The 18,954-nt window shown below is 70.8% G+C and carries 11 protein-coding genes; 6 read left to right on the top strand and 5 right to left on the bottom strand.

Translation table 11 applies throughout. The features are described from left to right. Nucleotides 1-69: 69 nt before the first annotated feature. The 4 genes from CLV67_RS27680 to CLV67_RS27665 all read left to right on the top strand — a co-directional run bounded on the left by CLV67_RS27680 (nt 70) and on the right by CLV67_RS27665 (nt 11,530). Nucleotides 70-6,723, top strand: coding sequence for an RHS repeat-associated core domain-containing protein (locus tag CLV67_RS27680; protein ID WP_170154022.1), 6,654 nt, complete (start codon nt 70-72; stop codon nt 6,721-6,723). Nucleotides 6,724-6,751: 28 nt separating this feature from the next. Continuing rightward, the gene (locus CLV67_RS27675; RefSeq protein ID WP_106323434.1) at nt 6,752-7,519 is read left to right on the top strand and encodes a hypothetical protein; all 768 of its coding nucleotides are present in this window, start codon (nt 6,752-6,754) and stop codon (nt 7,517-7,519) included. A gap of 129 nt (nt 7,520-7,648) precedes the next feature. Beyond that, nucleotides 7,649-10,993, top strand: coding sequence for a TIR domain-containing protein (locus CLV67_RS27670; RefSeq protein WP_106323432.1), 3,345 nt, complete (start codon nt 7,649-7,651; stop codon nt 10,991-10,993). Between the two features lie 63 nt (nt 10,994-11,056). After that, the gene (locus tag CLV67_RS27665; RefSeq protein WP_106323430.1) at nt 11,057-11,530 is read left to right on the top strand and encodes a hypothetical protein; all 474 of its coding nucleotides are present in this window, start codon (nt 11,057-11,059) and stop codon (nt 11,528-11,530) included. Here the strand turns inward: CLV67_RS27665 and CLV67_RS27660 are convergent. The 5 genes from CLV67_RS27660 to CLV67_RS27640 form a co-directional block, all read right to left on the bottom strand. Continuing rightward, the gene (locus CLV67_RS27660) at nt 11,493-14,477 is read right to left on the bottom strand and encodes an AfsR/SARP family transcriptional regulator (RefSeq protein ID WP_239166591.1); all 2,985 of its coding nucleotides are present in this window, start codon (nt 14,475-14,477) and stop codon (nt 11,493-11,495) included. The two genes, CLV67_RS27665 and CLV67_RS27660, sit on opposite strands and share 38 nt — an antisense overlap. Before the next feature lie 225 nt (nt 14,478-14,702). Continuing rightward, a complete protein-coding gene (locus tag CLV67_RS27655; protein ID WP_106323426.1) occupies nt 14,703-15,665 on the bottom strand; it encodes a LacI family DNA-binding transcriptional regulator in 963 nt (320 codons plus the stop codon). Nucleotides 15,666-15,696: 31 nt separating this feature from the next. After that, nucleotides 15,697-15,876, bottom strand: coding sequence for a response regulator transcription factor (locus CLV67_RS27650; protein WP_106323424.1), 180 nt, complete (start codon nt 15,874-15,876; stop codon nt 15,697-15,699). Beyond that, nucleotides 15,846-16,160, bottom strand: coding sequence for a hypothetical protein (locus tag CLV67_RS27645; RefSeq protein ID WP_106323422.1), 315 nt, complete (start codon nt 16,158-16,160; stop codon nt 15,846-15,848). Before CLV67_RS27645 ends, CLV67_RS27650 begins: the two co-directional genes overlap by 31 nt. A 100-nt stretch (nt 16,161-16,260) precedes the next feature. Beyond that, on the bottom strand, nt 16,261-16,914 hold the full coding sequence (locus CLV67_RS27640) for a VanZ family protein (protein ID WP_170154021.1): 654 nt from the start codon (nt 16,912-16,914) through the stop codon (nt 16,261-16,263). A 188-nt stretch (nt 16,915-17,102) separates the two neighbouring features. Between CLV67_RS27640 and CLV67_RS27635 the strand changes: the two genes are divergently transcribed. Continuing rightward, on the top strand, nt 17,103-18,272 hold the full coding sequence (locus CLV67_RS27635; protein ID WP_146169307.1) for a sensor histidine kinase: 1,170 nt from the start codon (nt 17,103-17,105) through the stop codon (nt 18,270-18,272). After that, nucleotides 18,269-18,919, top strand: a complete 651-nt coding sequence (locus CLV67_RS27630) for a response regulator (protein WP_106323416.1) — start codon at nt 18,269-18,271, stop codon at nt 18,917-18,919. The genes CLV67_RS27635 and CLV67_RS27630 overlap by 4 nt, the downstream gene beginning before the upstream one ends. The last annotated feature ends 35 nt before the right edge of the window (nt 18,920-18,954 follow it).

The raw sequence follows: 18,954 nt of genomic DNA, 5'->3' as shown, positions 1-18,954 counted from the left end.
TCCAATTACGGGCAGATGCTGCCCGAAAAACGTAGAAATACGTCATTGATGCGGCGATGGCGGCGACCGGTGGCCGCCATTCTGCTGACACTCATCACACCGGCAATCTTCGGCTACACCGCCGCTCCCGCCTCGGCCTCGCCACGGAAGGAGCCGTTCCCGAAGCCCAGCGCTCAGGAGCGGGTCACCCTCGGCAAGGCGCGGGAGGCACGCAAGGTCACCACCGCCAAGCCGTACAAGAAATTCGACCCCTCCGCGAAGTCGAAGCTGCCGGCGGCGAAGTCGGCCACCGTCAAGCTGCCGGAGACCGCCGCGGCACGCGGCACCTCGGCCGCGAACAGCCGCTCCTGGGTCCGCGCCGGCGACACCCCCGTGTCACTGGCCCGCGCGTCCTCCGGGTCCGCGCCGTCCCAGGTCCGGGTGAGCACGGTCGATCCGTCGAAGGCGAAGGCCGCCGGCGTCACCGGCGTCCTGTTCACCGTGGAGAGCACGGCAGGGACGGGCGGTGTCGGCGTCGACGTCGACAGCTCGACGTTCCGCAACGCCTACGGCGGTGGATACGCCTCACGGCTGCGCCTCGTGCAGCTGCCCGCGTGCGCCCTGACCACGCCGGAACTGGACCGGTGCCGGACACAGACCCCGCTGACCACCAAGCCCGGGACGCCGCTCTCCGCCGACCTGTCGCTGACGAGCGCGAGCTCGGTGTCGGTGCTGGCGGCCACCTCGTCCAGCGACGGCTCCAGCGGTGACTTCTCGGCCACCAGCCTCTCGGCCGGCGGCTCGTGGTCCGGCGGCGGCAGCACCGGCGCGTTCACCTACAAGTACCCGATCAGCGCGCCGCCGCCGCTCGGTGGCGCCGCACCGGAGATCGAGCTGTCCTACAGCTCCAGCTCGGTGGACGCGCGGACGTCCGCGACGAACAACCAGTCGTCCTGGATCGGCGACGGCTGGAAGAGCAGCGAGCACTACATCGAGCGCACCTACAAGGGGTGCCGGGACGTCAAGGACTCCGGGGCGCCCACCGGCAGCGGTGACGTCTGCTGGGCCGGACAGCTGCTCACGCTGTCGCTGGACGGCTCGTCGACCCAGATCGTCTACGACGACGACACCAAGACGTTCCGCCCGGCCGAGGACGACTCCAAGACGAAGATCGAGCGGCTGAGCGGTGCCACCAACGGCACCAAGAACGGCGAGCACTTCCGGGTCACCATCGAGGGCGTCCAGTACTACTTCGGCCTCAACCGGCTGCCCGGCTGGGCGACCGGCGAGGAGGAGACCAGATCGGTCTGGACCATGCCGGTCTACAAGGCGAACGGCGGTGTGAGCGACTGCCCCACCGGCGACTTCGGCGACACCGCGTGCACCCTGGGATACCGGTTCAACCTCGACTACGTGGTCGACCCGTACACCAACGCCACGGCGTACTTCTACACGCCGGAGATGGGCCTGTACGGCGCGAACAAGAAGAAGGACAAGCCGGTCTCGTACGTCCGTGACGGTTTCCTCAAGCGCATCGACTACGGCATGCGCGCGTCGACGATCTTCTCGGCCGCCGTACCAGCGCAGATCGTCTTCAACACCGACGAGCGCTGCATCGTCGGCCGCCCGGCCGGCAACGAGTGCACCGACGAGCAGTTCACCAACTCCCACCCGGAGTACTGGCCGGACACCCCGGTCGACCTGAACTGTGTCAGCGGCAAGGACTGTGACAAGTTCGGCGCCAGCTTCTGGTCGCGCAAGCGGCTCACCTCGATCGTCACCCAGGCACGGGTCAACGGCGCGATGAAGCCGGTCAGCCGGTACGACCTCGTGCAGACCTTCCCGGACGGCGGCGACCACGCCCCGACCCTGTGGCTCGAGTCCATCAAGCACACCGGTCTCGACCGGCTCGGCGGCGGCGACAAGGACCTCTCGGCCGGCACGGTCAGCTTCAACCCGATCCAGCTGCCGAACCGGGTCGGCACCGTCCCGGGCCTGCCCCCGATGCAGTACAACCGGATCCTCAACGTCACGTCCGAGGCCGGTGCGGAGACCACCGTCGACTACGAACTGCCGAACTGCTCCAGCGTTCCGGCGAGCGACCTGAACGACGAGAAGGACACCAAGGCGCAGGAGTTCGCCTCCACGAACACCACCGCCTGCTTCCCGGTGTACTGGGCGCCCGAGGGCCAGCCACGGCCGCTGCTGGACTGGTTCTACACCCACCCGGTGAAGCGGGTCAGCACGATCGACAAGTACAACGCCTACCAGGACGGCACCCAGCCCAAGCTGGTCACCGAATACCTGTACAAGGGCGGTGCGGCCTGGCACTACGACGACAACGAGCTGGTCAAGAAGAAGAACCGGACCTGGGGCCAGTTCCGTGGCTACGGCGAGGTGGAGACGCGTACCGGTGACCCGTCCGTCTTCCACTACGTCAACGGCCAGCCCGTTCACGACCAGAAGACCTCGTCGACCACCTACTACTTCCGGGGCATGAACGGCGACACCCTGCCGGACGGCAAGACCCGCCCCGCGAAGAACCTGACCAGCACCGACGGCGCCATCTCGGTCCCGGACGACAACCGGTTCGCCGGTCAGACGTTCGAGGTGGTCAAGCTCGACAGGGTCGGCGGAGAGATCGACTCCGCGAAGGTGACGGTCCCCACCGCCATCGGCCCCACCGCGTCGCGTTCGCGTGACGGGCTGCCGGCGCTGACCGCCAACATGGTCCGGCCGTTCCGTGAGGTCGCCCGGGAGCGGGTGTCCTACGGCTGGCGCACCACCGAGAGCCGGACGTTCTACAACACCACGCTGGGCCAGAGCACCACGGGCATGGCGGTACAGAACGTGGACCGCGGTGAGGTCGGCGCGGCCGGCAACGTCGCCAAGTGCACCTTCACGAAGTATCTCGACGGCACCGCCGCCACCGTGGTGAAGCCGGCCGAGGTCATCGTGACGCAGCAGGACTGCGCCACCGCGGGGGCCACCGCGTCCGGCACGCTGATCTCGCACTCGCGGTCGTCGTTCGACGGCAACCCGTTCGCCGTCAACGGTGCCACGAACCCGGCGCGCCCGACCCGTGGCGACATCACGGCGGTGCAGGAGGCGTCCACCGCCACGGGCGCCACCGCCACGGCGTTCCTCACCACGTCGACGAGTACCTACGACGGGTACGGCCGCAAGACCTCCGAGACCCGCAATCCGAACTCGAAGGCCGCCGACGGCACGACGAGCCTGGCCCGGACGGTGTTCACCAGGCGCACTCCGGCCTCGGGTGCACTGCCGGTCACCGTCACCACGGTGACGCAGGTCCAGGCCGGCACCGACTGCTCGGCGGTCACCACGTCGAGCAAGGAGTGTCAGCTCTCCACCGAGGTGCTCAACCCGGTCCGCGGCGACGTGATGACCGAGACCGACGCCGCAGGCGGGGTCACCTCCATGAAGTACGACTCGCTCGGCCGCCTCACCGCGGTCTGGCTCGCCAACAAGAGCAAGGCGGACGGCGCGCCGCCCAACATGATCTACGAGTACAAGAACTCGGCCACCTCGCCCAGCGTCACCACCACGAAGACGCTCGTCGACGCCGCCGAGCTCGGGGACGCGCCCGCGTACCGGGTCAGCAAGGTTCTCCACGACGCGATGCTGCGGAAGCTGGAGACCCAGGAGACCGGCGAGAACGGCACGGTCGTCGTCTCCGACACCCAGTACGACTCGCTCGGCCAGATCGTGCTCACCAACAACGCCTACGCGGCGGTCGGGAACCCGTCCGACAGCCTGGTCTCGGACCGTCTCTCGCAGGTCTCGATCCCGGCCACGACGACCACCGACTACGACGCGCTGGGCCAGTCCACCCGGGTCACCGAGCACCACAAGGGTGTGGCCAAGTGGCAGACCCGCACGGCGTACACGGGTGACACCGAGACCGTGTTCACGCCGGCCGGTGGCGTCATCAACACCAAGGTCACCGACGCGCGGGACCGGTTGACGCAGTTCAAGCAGTACACCGTCACGCCGGCCATCGGCGGCAGCCACACGACGGGGTACACCGCCACCGGCGGCACGGCCAACGTCACGAAGTACGAGTACGACCACAGCGGCCGGCGTACCAAGGTCATCGGTGCCGACAACACGACCTGGTCCTGGACGTACGACCTGCGCGGTCGCGAGATCTCGCAGTCCGATCCGGACACCGGTCTCTTCTACACGAAGTACGACGACGCGGGTAACACCATCGCCACCAAGGACGCCCGCGGCATCGAACTGACCTACACCCACGACCTGGCCGGCCGGAAGCTGACCGGGGTCAACAAATCCAGGAACAACTTCAAATTCGTGTCGTACGAGTACGACACGCTCCGGATCGGCAAGGCGACCTCGACGACCCGGTACGTGTCCGGCGTGACCGGCGGCTACACCGTCGCGTACACCGGCTACAGCACGCTCGGCAAACCGCTGGGGCAGAAGATCACGCTGCCGTCGGTGGAGAGCCCGCTGCCGCTGGAGTTCACCAACAAGTTCCGCTACACGCAGGACACCGAGGCACTGGCCCAGCACGAGGCGCCCGCGGTCGGCGGTCTCCCCGGCGAAACCATCTCCTACGGACGCAACCTGCTCGGTGCTCCGACCCGGACCGCCGGCATCGAGACGTACATCGGCAGCACCCTGTACACCGACTTCGGTCAGCTGTCCCGGGTGACCATGGGCGCCTCATCGAACGAGGCCCAGGTGCTCTACTCCTACGACGAGTACACGCTGCGCCTGTCCGGCCGGACCGTGCACCGCAGCCAGGGCATCGGCCCGCTCGTCGACGAGATGAAGTACTCGTACGACGACTCGGGCAACCCGCTGTCGGTGGTCAACGAGCAGTCCGAGACCGGCAGCACGTTCACCGACACGCAGTGCTACCGCTACGACGCCCTGAACCGGCTGGTGCAGGCGTGGACCGCCAAGGACGCCTGCCCGGCCGCGGGCACCGCCGAACCGGCCGCCGGCACGCTGGCGACCGGGCCCGGCGCCTACTGGCAGTCGTTCGGCTACAACGCCATCGGCAACCGGACCGGCATGGTCGAGCACTCCACCAACGGTGGCGCGGACGTGACCACCGGTTACACCAACGGCTGCACGACCGGCTGCAACCGCACCGGCGCCCAGCCGCACACCCTCACGTCGACGACCGGCGTGGATCCGACCACGTTCGTCTACGACGTCTCGGGCAACCTGCTCACCAGGACCGCCGCCAGCGGTAACGGGCAGAACCTGAAGTGGGACGACGAGGGCATGCTCGCCGAGGTCACCACCACCGGCGCCAGCTCCACGGTGACCAAGTACCTGTACGACGCGGACGGCAACCAGCTGATCCGCCGCGACCCGGGCCGCACCACGCTGTTCGCCGGTGACACCCAGGTCGTCGTGGACACCTCGGTGACGCCCGCGGTGGTCCTCGGCGCGGTCCGCACCTACACGCACGGCGGCGACAGCGACGCCATCGCGGTGCGGTCCACCCTGCCGGGCGGGGGCGTCCAGTACCTGATCAACGACCGGCACGGCACCGGTGTGCTGGCCATGGACACCACCACCCAGCAGATCTCGCGTCAGCAGACGAAGCCGTACGGTGAGTCGCGTACCACCGCGAATCCATCGCCATGGCCGGATCAGACGCGCGGCTATCTCGGTAAACCGAAAAGCGTGGCCACCGGGTACTCCGATCTGGGCGCCCGCAAGTACGACCCGGCCCTCGGACGGTTCATCAGCGCGGACCCGGTCCTCGACCCGTCCGACCCGAACCAGCTGGGCGGCTACACCTACGCCGGCAGCAACCCGATCCTGTCCAGCGACCCGGGCGGCAAGATGCTTCCCCCGGAGGATCGGGCCCCGGGCCGCGACGCGACCGGCAAGAAGACCGGTGGCGGCAGCAGCGGCAGTGGCAACGGCAACGGTGGTGGCAGCAAGAGCAGCGGCTCGACGACCACCGGTGGATCGCGGACGCCCAGCACCGGCGGCGGCGCGCCGTCGTACAACGTCCCGATCCCGCGGCCGAAGCCTCCGGTCCTGCCCCCGCCCCCGCCGAAGCCGAAGTTCAAGGACCCGCTGGCCAGCGGGGTGAGCGGCGGTGTCGCCGGTCCGTGCACCTGGGTCACCGTCGCCACCTACTACCAGGCCGGATGCGGTGCCATCACCGACGGATGGACCGGTGGCGCGGAGGCCGGGAAGATGGCCGCCGAGGACGTGGCGAAGAACAAGTACGCCACGAACGTCTTCAAGAACCACTGGATGGCCGACGCCCTCTACGACTCGAACAAGGCGACCCAGGCGGACGCCTTCAAGATGAAGACGTGGTTCAACAAGAACGGCTTCGCCAAGGGCGTGGTCGGTTCGGCGGAGTTCCGCACCCCACGGATCCCGCTCGGAGCGAGCGCGTTCGGCAAACAGTCCATGAAGGGCATGAAGGTCGTGCCCGGCATCGGTCTGGCCCTCAACGTCGTGGGCGCCGTGGACGTCTACAACACCGAGATGGAACAGGGGAAGAGCCGAGGGCAGGCCATCGCGGCCGGTGGCGCCAACCTCGCCGGAGCACTCGCCGGAGCGGCGGCCGGAGCCAAGATGGGCGCACTCGCGGGTGCGGCGATCGGCGGCCCGGTCGGAGCCCTGGTGGGAGGTATCGTCGGCGGCGCCGTCGGCGGTGTGATCGGCGGCGGTCTGGCACACAAGGCCGTCGATAAGATCTGGTCCCTGTTCGATTAGCGTCTCGCAACCGGAAGAGTGCTGAACGATGGAAAGCAATGGCGATCCGGCGATCTGGTACGCCGACTTCGGATTCTGGTGCGTCGTCATCGGTCTCCTGGTCTGCGTGTTCTACCTGACGCGGACCACGGCATGGTGGCGCGGGACCTGGTCGGCCAGTGAGGTTCGCTGGCGCAACCGGGCCTGGCTGCCGATGATCCTGGCGTTGACCTCAGTCTTCGCCGGGGTGATCTACATCGACATCGCCGAGGTCGGCGGTGCGTCGGACGGATCGCTGTGGCTGGCCCGTTCACTGGTCCTGCTGGGTGGCGCGCTGGCCTGCTCGCTACCGCTGGTGGCCTGGCTGCCCCTGTTCGACTTCGCGGTGCCGCCGCACCTGCGTACCGGGGCGGCGGCGGTGCCGGTGGCACCCCCGGCGAGCCGTGCCGAACGCCGGGTCACCGCCCCGCGTCCGGCACGCTCGCCGCAGCCGAAGGGGTCGTACTCGGGGCCGGTGGCCATCCGGTTCTACCGGCCGGCGGTGAAGTTCCGGGACAGGTTCCGGGCGTACCGGGTGGAGATCGACGGCGAACAGGTCGGCGAGCTCCGCCACGGCGGCGAGTTCCTGGTCGAGGCCGCTCCGGGGAGCCGGACGGTCCGCGCCCTGATCGACTGGACCGGCAGCCCGGAACTCGTCCTCGACCTGGTCGAGGGCGAGGCCTTCTCGATCCGGGTCGAGCCGGCCGAGGGGTCCACGATGGAATCGCTGCAGGGTGACGACGGGTACCTCCGTCTCACCGTGGAGGACCGTCTCTAGCACGTGACGACGGGACGCCCGGATCCGCTGACCGCGGGTCCGGGCGTTCCTCTTTCCACCCGGCTTTACCCGTGGCCCACCTCCGTGGAGAATCGTCCCCCGTCGATCACACCGACCGCGGGGGCGGCAATGCCATTCGATGGGTTCATCTCGTACAGCCACGCCGCCGACGGGCGGCTCGCGCCCGCCGTACAGCGGGGTCTGCATCGATTGGCGAAGCCCTGGCACCGCCGTCGCGCCCTGTGGATCTTCCGGGATCAGACCGGGCTGGCGGTCACCCCGAAGCTCTGGACGTCGATCCAGGAGGCGTTGGACGGCTCGGGGCACTTCGTGCTGCTGGCGTCGCCCGAGGCGGCGAACTCGCCGTGGGTGAACCGGGAGATCGAGCACTGGCTCGCGACGAAGTCACCGGACCGCATCCTGCCGGTGGTGACCGACGGCGAGTGGAACTGGGACCCCGCCGCCCGGGACTTCACGGCGGAGTCGACCGCGGTGCCCACCTCGCTGCGGGGCGTCTTCGCCGAGGAGCCGCTCTTCCTGGACCTGCGATGGGCCCGCGACGACCTGCACCTCAACCTGCAGCACGTCCGGTTCCGCGACGCCATCGCGCAGCTCGCCGCACCGATGCACGGGGTGAGCAAGGACGAGCTGGAGGGCGAGGACGTCCGGCAGCACCGGCGGGCGCGGCGGCTGTCTGCGGTGGCCGTGACGACGCTGGTGCTGCTGACCCTGGTCGCCTCGCTGACCGGCGTCGTCGCGGTCCGGTACGCGGACCGGGCCAACGCCGCGGCCGAGGAGGCACGGCTGCAGCAGCGGGTGGCGTCGGAGCAGCGCAGCACCGCCGAACAGGCCACCGAGGAGTCGCACCGCCAGCAGGAGAACGCCAAGGTGCACGAGGACCGGGCGCGGGCGGCGCAGGCCGAGACCCGGCGCCAGGAACAGCTGGCCGTCGAGCACCAGACACTCGCCCGGGAGGCCTCCGCCGAGGCGAAGGTGCAGCAGTCGCTGGCCGAGGAGGCCACCGCCGAGGCGCGGCGGGAACAGGACGCGGCGCGGCGGTACCGGGCCGACGCGGACCAGCAGAAGGCCGACGCGGAACGCCAGAAGGAGAACGCCGAGCAGCAGAAGGCGATCGCCCGCTACCAGCAGGAACTTGCGAATCAGGCCACGGCCCGCGCCAAGGAGCAGGAGAGGCTCGCCAAGTACCACCAGGAGCAGGCCCGCAAGGCCGAGGAGGAGCGCAAGAAGCAGGAGCAGCTCGCCCGGGAGGCCGCCGAGGAGGCCCGTCGTCAGCGGGAGGCCGCGGAACTGCAGCAGCGCATCGTGATCAACCAGCGGCTCATGGCACGGGCCCGGGCGATGATCGCCGACGACCCGCGCAAGGCCCTCATGCTCGGCGCGGCCGCCCAGCGCCTGCACGACGACCCGGCGACCCGCGAGCAGCTCAGCCACCTGGCCATGTCGACCCCGTACACCGGTTCCCTCAGCGACGCGGTCGATGTCGAGGCGCTCGCCGGAGCGGTGATCGCCACCAGTGGCAGCGGCGGAGCGGTGACGCTGTGGAACACGACCGAACCGGCCAGACCGGTCCGGATCACCGTGCTGCCCGGCGGTGGGACCGCCGACCGGACGCTGGCGGCCAGCCGTGACGGGAAGACCCTCGTGGCCTTCGACGGCGGACCGGAGGCGGCACGGTGGGACGTCACGAACCCGGCCGCTCCGGCGGAACTGACCCCGCTGACCGACGCCGCGGGGATCACGGCGGTGAACTTCAGCCCGGACGGGCAGACCGTCGCGACCAGCAACCGGGACAAGAACACCGTCCTGTGGGACGTCACCGGCACGGCGCCGGCCGCCCTCTCGACACTGACCGGCGCGTACCCGCTGAAGTTCGGTCCGGATTCGAAGATCGCCGTCACCAGCGGCGAGAAGGTCCACGTCTGGGACCTGACCGACCGGAGCGCCCCGGTGCGGCGCTCCACGATCGCCTTCGACTTCGGCACCATGGTCGGCGAGAGCGACATCGAGTTCAACCCGAAGCTGCCGATCGTGGCCGTCGAGGGCCCCTACGACTACATCTACCTCTACGACCTGACCGACCCGGCCGAGCCGCGGCAGGGTGACTCCGAGCCCGGCGGGCCGGGCGACACCGACCACACGGCGCTCGCGTTCAACCCCGACGGCAACAGCCTGGCCATCGGCGACTCCGACGGCACCACGACGGTGCTGAGCGTCGAACCCAACGGCGGGTGGCCGTGGATGTCGGCACAGGTCGCCAAGATGCTCACGCGGGGCGGCCCGGTCCGGTCGATGACCTTCGGTCCGGACGGGCGCGTCCTGGCCACCGCCGGTTTCCGCCTGACCGCGACACTGTGGAACATCCGCGGGCGATACGCCCGGGAGCCGATCGCCACCGTTCCCAACCCATTCCCGGACCGGCTCATGGGGCTCGCCTTCGCGCCGGACAGCCGATCGCTGATCGGCGCGGGACGCGACGGTTCGGCCGTGTCGTGGAATCTGTCCGATCCCGCCAAGCCGGTCCCCGGTGCGCTCATGCCGCTGGGCAGCGGCGAGCTCGAAGGCATGATGACCAGCAGCGACGGCCGGACCATGGTCGTCCTCAACACCGTCGGCGTGCTCACCGTCCTGGACATCAGCCGGCCGGGCGAGCCCAGGGTCCTGTCCCGGATCGAGGAGGTGGGAGCCGCGGCGGTCTGGGTGGCGGCGCTCACCACGGACGGGAAGACCATGGCCGTCGGCCGTGGCGACGGCAAGACCGCCCTGTGGGACCTGACCGACCGGACGCGACCCGTCAAGCTCGTCGAACTCCCCCTCCGACGGTTGCTGATGTCCATCGCGTTCACCCCGGACGGCAAGACGATGGCGGTCGGCGAGGGTTTCAACGTCACCACGTTCGACATCACGAACAAATCCGCTCCGGTACGGCTGATCTCGGTTCCGCCCACCGAGAATCCCGGCTACAGCGCCTCCTCGCTCGAGTTCAGCCCGGACGGGCGCAGCCTGGCAGTCGGCACCAGCGACAGAGGGCTCACCATGCTCTGGGATGTCGCCGACCCGGCCCAGCCGCACCGGACCGGCGTCCTGCCCGGCCTCAGCAGCCAGGTTCTCTGGTCGTCGTTCAGCCCCGACGGGCGCACCATCGCGACCTCGGGCATGAACAACTCCGTGGTGCTGTGGGACATCGTCGATCCCGGCACCCCACTGCGGTACGCCGTCCTCAAGAACCCCGACCTGCAGAGCCTCTACATGGTCTTCAGCCCGGACGGGCGCACGCTGGCCACCGGCGGCGGCCTCAATGTCCCGACCAGGAACATCACGCACTGGGACGTCACGGTGCCGAAGGACCTGGCCGCCGATCCGGTCCGCAACGCCTGCACGGTCAGCGGCCGGGGACTCGACGCCGACGAATGGGCCCGTTACATCCCCGAACTCCCGCACCGCGCGACCTGCTGAGGACGGGACCACGGATCGGGCCCGGAAGTCGTATCTTCATAGTGCTTTCGTACGGAGGTCAATGTGCGGTTCGGTGTCACCGGTCACCGGGTGCTTCCACCGGGCATCGCCGAACACGCGATGGACCACTGGCGGCGGGTGCTGCCCACCGGCGCCGGACTGCTCGGGGTGTCGAGCCTCGCCGACGGTGCCGACCAGCTGTTCGCCGCCCACGTGCTCGCGTCCGGGGGCGCCCTCGAGGCGGTCCTGCCGTGGCCCGGCTACGCGGGCTCGCTGGCGGCCGGTGACAGCCGGGCCCGATTCGAGGACCTCGTGCGGGCGGCCACCACGGTGATCACCCTGCCCTGCGACGAACCCTCCGACCAGGGCTACCTCGCGGCCGGTCAGGCCCTCGTCGACCGTTGCGACCACCTCTTCGCGGTGTGGGACGGGCTGCCGGCCCGCGGCCTCGGCGGTACCGGTGACGTGGTCGCGTACGCCCGATCCCGCGGCTGCCCGGTCACGGTTCTGTGGGTCGACGGCGTGCGCCGGGACTGAGCGTCGGCGCGGCCGGCACCTCCAGGTCGGCGTAGATCTTCCGGGCGCGTTCCAGGTGCGGTCCGGCCCCGTCGGCGATGCCGTCGTGAGCGCGCGCCTGCTCGTACCGGTCGCCGATCTCCTCTGCCAGCTCCAGCGCCTGGCCGTGCTGTGCGCGCGCCTCCGACGGGTCACCCGCGGCCAGCAGCACCTGACCGAGATCGTTCAGGGCCTCGGCCTCACTGGCACGATCCCCGATCCGGCGGAGCAGCACGAGGGCGCGACGCAGGTGACCCGCGGCCTCGGCGAGGCGGTCCCGGCGTGCCTCGATCGCGGCGAGATCGGTCAGCGCGTACGCCTCCGCGGTGCGATCACCGTTGCGGCGTACCGTCGCGAGGCTCTCCTCCAGGAGCTCGGCGGCCCGGTCCAGTGAGGCCGGACGGTGCGGCAGGCGGGCCAGCAGCGACAGGACATACGCCTCGCTGAATCGGTCGCCGAGTTCGGCGTACAGCTCCAGGGCCGACGTGAACCTCCGGGCCGCCCGCGTCTCGTCGCCCAGGCGCGCGTCGACCAGCCCGAGACGGACCAGCGCGTCGGCACGCCCGGCGTCGTCCCCCAGCTCGCCGAAGAGCGTCCGGGCCCGCAGGTAGTGGTCGGCGGCCCGCCGGTAGTCGCCGAGCCGCCAGTCGACGCTGCCCAGGTTGCGCAGCACCAGCGCCTCGGCCGCCGGCTCGCCGAGGCGCGCGTACAGGACCAGCGCCTCGCGGTAGGTCTCGGCGGCCTCGTGCAGCCGGCCCTGCCGCCGGTGCAGCCGGCCCAGGTTGGCCAGTGCCCGCGCCTGCGAGGCGTGGTCACCGACGGCACGGGCCGCGGTCACCGCCGACGCCGTGACGGTCACCGCCTCGGTGACCGGACCGCCCGCGTCGAGGTAGCGGAACAGCGTGGCGGCCAGGTCGATGGTGTGCTGATACCAGCCGTGCGCCGCGCCGCTCGTGCAGACCGCGGCGAGGTTGGGCCGCTCCGCCTCGATCCACGACCGGGCCGTGTCCGGGTCGCCCGGCACCTCCTCGCCGGCCGGGTACAGCGTGGCCATCGCCGTGGTGGCGCCGGCCAGGTAGTGGTCGAACAGGCGGGTGAGAGCGGCCCGGCGCTCGGGCTCCGGATCGTGGCGGGCCGCGAGCTCGGCCGCGTACGCGCGCAGCAGATCGTGCATGGTGTACCGGCCGCCGCGCCCGGCCTGGACCAGGCTCGCCCGTGTGAGCACGTCGAGCAGCCGCCGCGTCTCACCGTCGCCGGCACCGATCAGCGCCGCCACCGCGTCGAAATGAGCGGTCTCGCCGGGATGCAGGCCGAGCAGCCGGAACGTGCGGGCCGCGCCGGACGGCAGGTTCTGGTACGACCAGGAGAACACCGCCCGCACCTCGGCGTGCGGGTCGCCGCCCGCGTCCAGCAGGTCCAGCCGCATCTGATGGTCGCCCAGCTCGGCGACGAGCTCGGACAGCGACACGTCCGTACGCTCGGCGGCCAGCTCGGCGGCGATCCGCAGCGCGAGCGGCAGCCGGGCACACGCGGCGGCCAGCTCCGCGGCGGCCTCGGGCTCGCGGTCCACCCGGACGCCGATCAGCTTGCGCAACAGCCCGGCCGCGTCCGCCGGCGGCAGCAGGTCCAGATTGACGCGTTCGGCGCCGTGCACCGCCACCATGCCGCGCAACGAGTCACGGCTGGTGATCAACACGAGGCACGACCCGGTGCCGGGCAGCAGCGGCCTGACCTGCTCCACCGAGGACGCGTTGTCCAGCAGGACCAGCATCCGCCGGCCGGTGAGCTCGGACCGGTACCGGGCGGCGCGCTCGTCAGTGCCCGGCGGAATCTCCGGGCCACGCACCCCGAGCGCCGTGAGGAACCCGGCCAGAGCGTCGGCGACCGCCACCGGCTGCTCGGCGTCGTAGCCGCGCAGATTGATGTAGAGCTGCCCGTCGGGGAACGATTCCCGGACCCGATGCGCCCACCGTACGGCCAGCGCCGACTTGCCGACCCCGGCCGTGCCGGACAGCAGCGCGACGGTCAGCGGCGGCTCGTCACCGTCCGGCGCCAGCAGCCGGTCCAGCGCGGTGAGCTCTCCGGTCCGTCCCGTGAACGCCCGCACGTCGGCGGGCAGCTGGGCGGGAACCGACGCCGTGGCGGCGACCGGCACGGCAGACGACGCACGGGCCTCGAGCGACGGCACGGCCAGAGCCGGGTCTGCGGCGAGGATCTGCTGGTGCAACCGGCGCAGTTCGGGACCCGGATCGCTGCCCAGCTCGTCGGCGAGGCTGCTCCGGATCCGCCGGTACCGCTCGTCCGCGTCGGCCTGCCGGCCGCACCGGTACAGCGCGAGCATCGCCTGGCCGGCCAGGCGCTCGTCCAGCGGGTGCTCGGCGACCGCGGCGGACAGCGCCGGCAACAGCTCGCCGTGCCGGCCCAGCCGCAGCAGCACGTCGTTGCCGTCCAGTTCGGCGGCGAACCGCTCGCTGAGCAGGGTGCGTCGCGTCGCGCTCAGCCAGCGGGTGTCCAGCCCGCCGAACGGATCGCCGCGCCACAGATCCAGCGCCTGCTCGATCAGCGCCGCGGCCGACCGGTCCGACTCGGCCGCCCGGGCCAGCGTCATCAGCCGCCGGAAACGGTGCAGATCCACCGCCTGCGGATCCACGGTGAGCAGATAGCCACCGGGATCACGGCGGATCTCCACACCGCCCGCACCGGCCACCGCACCGCGCAGCCGGGACAGGTAGCTGTAGAGGGCACCGGTGGCACGCTGCGGCGCGCGCTCACCCCAGACCCGCTCGATCAGCTGGTCCGCCGCGACCGGGCGGCCCGCCTCCACGAGCAGCACACCCAGCACACACCGCTGCCGGGCGTGCCCCAGGTCGACGGACCGGCCGTCGATCCGTGCCTCCACCGCGCCGAGCACACCGAACTCCGCCGTCAACTGACCTCCGTACGCCTGTCGTCCGACCAGCGGATTCAAGAAATCCACAAGGTCCCGGGCAAGTCTCCCACGCTTCGTACAAGGTCCATCGGCGAGCATTGTCGACGTTGCAGGGGGACAGGTCGCCCCCGCCCGGTTACGAAATCTGTACGGGGGAATCGGGACGCCACAGGAGGCCCGAAGGCGACGGGCGACCTGCCCTGCGACAAGGCCGGTCCGGTTGTCTCAGCTGGATCCGCGTACCGCCAGTCTGGTCGGCAGCCGGGCCGGTGCCGGCCGGGCCGGATCGAGCAGACAACGGATCGCGGACTCCGCCTCGTCCTCGACCGGCATGTAGACCGACGACAGATCCGCCGCCTCGGCCAGGGCACTGCCGTCGAAGCCGACGACCGCGACGTCGTCGGCCACCCGGCGGCCCGTCTCGCGCAGAGCCCGCAACACGCCCATGGCGGTGACGTCACAGGACGCGAACACCGCATCCAGGTCCGGCTCGCGCTCCAGCAGCTCCCGCGTCGCCATGTAGGCCCGGGCGCGCGTGAAGTCGCCGTCGGCAGAGGCCACCGCCCGGCCCGCACCGGACATCACCCGCAGGAACCCGGCCTTGCGCTCGTTCGCGCACGGCGTCGCCGGCCCGAACACGGCGCCGACACGACGACGGCCGGTGGCCACCAGATGCACGGCGGCCTGGCGCCCGCCGTCGTCGTTGTCGGGCGCGACGAAGGCGACACCCGGAGCGGACCGCCCGAGGGCGACGGTGCGGCCACGGCGGGCGTACGCCGCTCCGGCCGCACCGGGCACATTGATCAGCACCCGGCCGAACGGCGGATCGGTGTCGTCCACCGGCAGAGCGGACACCCGGCGTACCTCCAAGGCGATGTCCTGATCGCCCAGCGCGCGCATGGCGCCGTTCAGCACCCGCCCGTAGAACGGTTTGGCGCTCATCGCCTCCGGATCCGGATCGACGATCAGGATCTCGATGCGTTCCCGCCGGCCCGCACTGCCGCGCCCGGTCGCCAGCGCGCGGGCCACGGCATGCGGCTCGAACCCGAGCTCGGCGGCGACCTCACGGACACGACGCCGGACGGCCTCGGACGCGCCATAGGTCCCGTTGATCGCCCGTGAGGCCGCTGCCCGCGAGACCCCGGCCACCCGGGCCACATCGGCGAGTGTGGGTCGCTGCTCCGTCATGCAGCGACGATAGCTCCGCCCCCGCCGAGCGTCAGGCGCGTTTCCGGGGAAGCCCGGCGTGCTGGGCGAGGGCGGCCGCCTCCGTACGGTTCTTGACGTCGAGTTTGCGCAGGACGTTGGTGACGTGGACGCTTGCCGTCCTCCCGCTGATGAACAGCCGGGCGCCGATCTCGGCGTTGCTCAGGCCGTCGGCGAGCAGCCGCAGCACCATCGCCTCGCGGCCGGTGGCCGTTGTTCGGTGAACTCGGTCCAGGAGGCGGCTCGGTCGAACTGTAGGGCGGTGAGGTCGTCGACGCGGATCAGGAAACGGCCGAGGTAGAAACTGCCGACATGGAATTGCATCAAGGGGATCCACTCCCGCCGGACCCGCTGCAACTCCTCCTCCAACTGCCGGGTCAGTTGTTCCGGGCCGAGGCCCGTGACGACGTCCGGCTGCCGGGCTAAGAGGTTCTCCTCGTCGATCGCCGTGCGCTGGAAGCTCCCGTAGTAATCCACGACCGGCGACATGATCGGACGTGGATCTTGCGGTGACGAAACCGGCCAGGACTTCACCTCAACCCGGCCGGTGGAGCCCGAGAGCCGACCATCGACGTCTTCAAAGACCAGGAGCCGTCGCGGCGCCTGAACGGTGCCGATCCGGCACGATGGAGGACTCGGCGTCTCGTGACGTGGTCGTCCGGGACGGGGCCGGTGTCCCCGGCCGCCCTCCCGCGGCGAGGCAGGCGATCACGGGAACACGGGTCAGCGCGCGGTAGAGGAGGTAGCCCAGCACCGCGCCCAGCGTGTTCGCGGCCAGATCGTTCACGTCCGCCGTCCGCCCGCCGCTGATCAGGACGTCGGTGACGAACTGCATCGACTCGATCACGGCGCTCAGTGCCAGACCGGTCCGTGCGACCTGCCCTACGCCGCGCACTTCGACCAGCAGCGGCAGTAGCACGCCCGCCGGGACGGTCATCACGATGTTCAGCACGACCGTGGTGGTGTCGAGGCCGGCCAGGGGTACCAGATGCGCCCTCTCGTACCAGGGGATCAGGTTGCCGAAGTCGCCGGTGCGGACCTGCAGCGGCACGGTGACCATGGCGACCCCGGCCAGGTAGCAACTCGTCACACCGGCGAGCAGCAGCCGTCGCGCCGTGAGATCGCGACGCCGCCACAGCACCAGCACCCAGCCTGTCACCAGCACCGCCGCCACCACGACCCCCACGGTCGCCGCGGAGAACTCCAGAAAGATGCCACTCATGCCGTTCATGTCGGCCAGCATGGCGACGATCAGGCCGGTGGCGGATCCATCTCGAGTCGGAGCCGCCGGTACCCAGGTATCGGCGGCACGACACGATCGGTACCTGAGGGCGACGCGCCACCACGCCCGGCCCACGATCATCGATGGCGTGACCTTCGACGGGCCGACCGGCGAACGCGCGGCCTAGGGTGGGCGGCGTGAAAGATCGCAGTACGCTGTTGTGCGCCGCTGCGGCACTCGGCGTGCTGCTCTCCGGGGGCCTCGAGCTCGCACTGCAGTACAACATTCGCGAGTCCGACCGCGCCCTGCTGTTCACCCTGGTCGTGCTCGGCACCGCCCTGGCCGTCGGCCTGGTCCGGCGGGTCCCCCCGGTCTCGCTGGGGCTGGTCTGGATGACCGCGATCGGCCAGGCGGCCACGGCGACGCCGTTCCTGCTCACTCAGGCGGCGTGGGCGGTCATCGCGTTCGGGCTGGCCCGCTGGGGTGACCGGGCCGTCCTGTGGGCGAGCGCCTCCTCGTTCGTCGCCGGGCCGGTGGTCGCGGTCGTGCTGATCGGCAACGACCTGATCTGGATCGACCCGCCGTACGCCTCCCAGGACCTGTTCGTGGCCACCGTCGACCAGCTCGGGCTCGGCTGGCGGATCGGCGCCGGCGTGGTGTTCGGTGCGCTGCTCGCCATGCCCTGGCTGGGCGGGCTCACCCTGCGGATCTCCCGCCGGGCCCGTATCGACCTGGACCGGGCATCCCGGGAACGCTTGCGGGCCGAGGAGATCGCCCGGGTGCGGGAGGCCCAGACCCGCCTGGCCCGCGACGTGCACGACGTCGTCGGCCACTCCCTGGCCGTGATCCTGGCGCAGGCCGAGTCCGGACGATATCTGCCGGACGACGACCCCACCGCGCTCAAATCGGCGCTCGCTACGATCGCGATGTCGGCCCGGGCCTCGCTGCACGACGTGCGGGAGGTCCTGACCGCGACCGGCGACACCACCGACGACCTGGACAACCTGATCGACAACCTGCGCGCCGGCGGCCATGAGGTGGTGACCGGGCACGACGGCACGCCCCGGGCGCTGCCCGAGCCGCAGCGGGCCGCTGCCTACCGAGTGCTTCAGGAGATGCTGACCAACGCGATCCGGCACGGTCTGCGAGGAGGGGCTTTGACGGTACGCCGGACCTGGTCCTCCGACGCCCTGCAGATCGAGGTCCGCAACGGCATCGAGCCGGCCCCCGGTGACCGGCTGTCGTCACCCGGGTCGGGGTCGGGGCTGGACGGCATGCGCGAGAGGCTCGCCACCATCGGCGGCACCCTGTCCACCGGGGTGCGGGGCAAAGTTTTCGTCGCGACCGCGAGGATCCCGCTGTCATGAGCGACATCACCGTGCTGGTCGTCGACGACCAGGAGCTGTTCCGCGCCGGTGTCGCGGTCATCCTCGACGCCCAGCCGGGAATCACCGTGGTCGGCGAGGCGGGTAACGGCGCGGACGCGGTACGCCTGGTGAAGGAGTTACGGCCGGACGTCGTACTCATGGACCTGCGCATGCCGGTGATGGACGGCGTCGAAGCGACCCGGCAGATCTACGCCGCCGCGCCCTCCCCGCCGGTGCGGGTGCTCGTGCTCACCACGTTCAACCTCGACGACCGGGCAGCCACCGCGATCCGGCACGGCGCGAGTGGCTTCCTGCTGAAGGACACCACGCCGGCCCAGCTGACCGACGCGGTCCGCAGCGTCCACACGGGCAACGCAGTGCTCGCCCCCACCGACCTCACGACCCTGCTGACCAGACAGTTCCCGGCTCCGAGGCCGGTGCCGGACGCGTATCTCGCGCTGACCGACAAGGAACGGGTCGTCTTCCGGGCAGTGGCCCGCGGCCTGTCGAACGCAGAGATCGCCGCAGAGATCTTCGCGGGAGAGTCGACGGTGAAGACGCACGTCGGGGCGATCCTGCGCAAGCTGGTGCTGCGCGACCGGGTGCAGATCGCGGTGTTCGCCCACGAGCACGGCCTGCTGTCCTGAGCGTCGGCACCTGAGGCCATCGCCCCGGGACCCGG

The organism is Actinoplanes italicus, from assembly GCF_003001815.1.
GTDB lineage: Bacteria > Actinomycetota > Actinomycetes > Mycobacteriales > Micromonosporaceae > Actinoplanes > Actinoplanes italicus.
Note: the sequence above shows the minus strand (reverse complement) of the source record. Positions and strands in the feature narration are given on the sequence as shown.

Excerpts from the sequence above, each read along its gene's own strand:
- CLV67_RS27675 (WP_106323434.1), top strand. The coding sequence starts at position 6,752 with ATGGAAAGCAATGGCGATCCGGCGATCTGGTACGCCGACTTCGGATTC.
- CLV67_RS27670 (WP_106323432.1), top strand. The coding sequence starts at position 7,649 with ATGCCATTCGATGGGTTCATCTCGTACAGCCACGCCGCCGACGGGCGG.
- CLV67_RS27655 (WP_106323426.1), bottom strand. The coding sequence starts at position 15,665 with ATGACGGAGCAGCGACCCACACTCGCCGATGTGGCCCGGGTGGCCGGG.
- CLV67_RS27650 (WP_106323424.1), bottom strand. The coding sequence starts at position 15,876 with ATGGTGCTGCGGCTGCTCGCCGACGGCCTGAGCAACGCCGAGATCGGC.
- CLV67_RS27640 (WP_170154021.1), bottom strand. The coding sequence starts at position 16,914 with ATGAACGGCATGAGTGGCATCTTTCTGGAGTTCTCCGCGGCGACCGTG.
- CLV67_RS27630 (WP_106323416.1), top strand. The coding sequence starts at position 18,269 with ATGAGCGACATCACCGTGCTGGTCGTCGACGACCAGGAGCTGTTCCGC.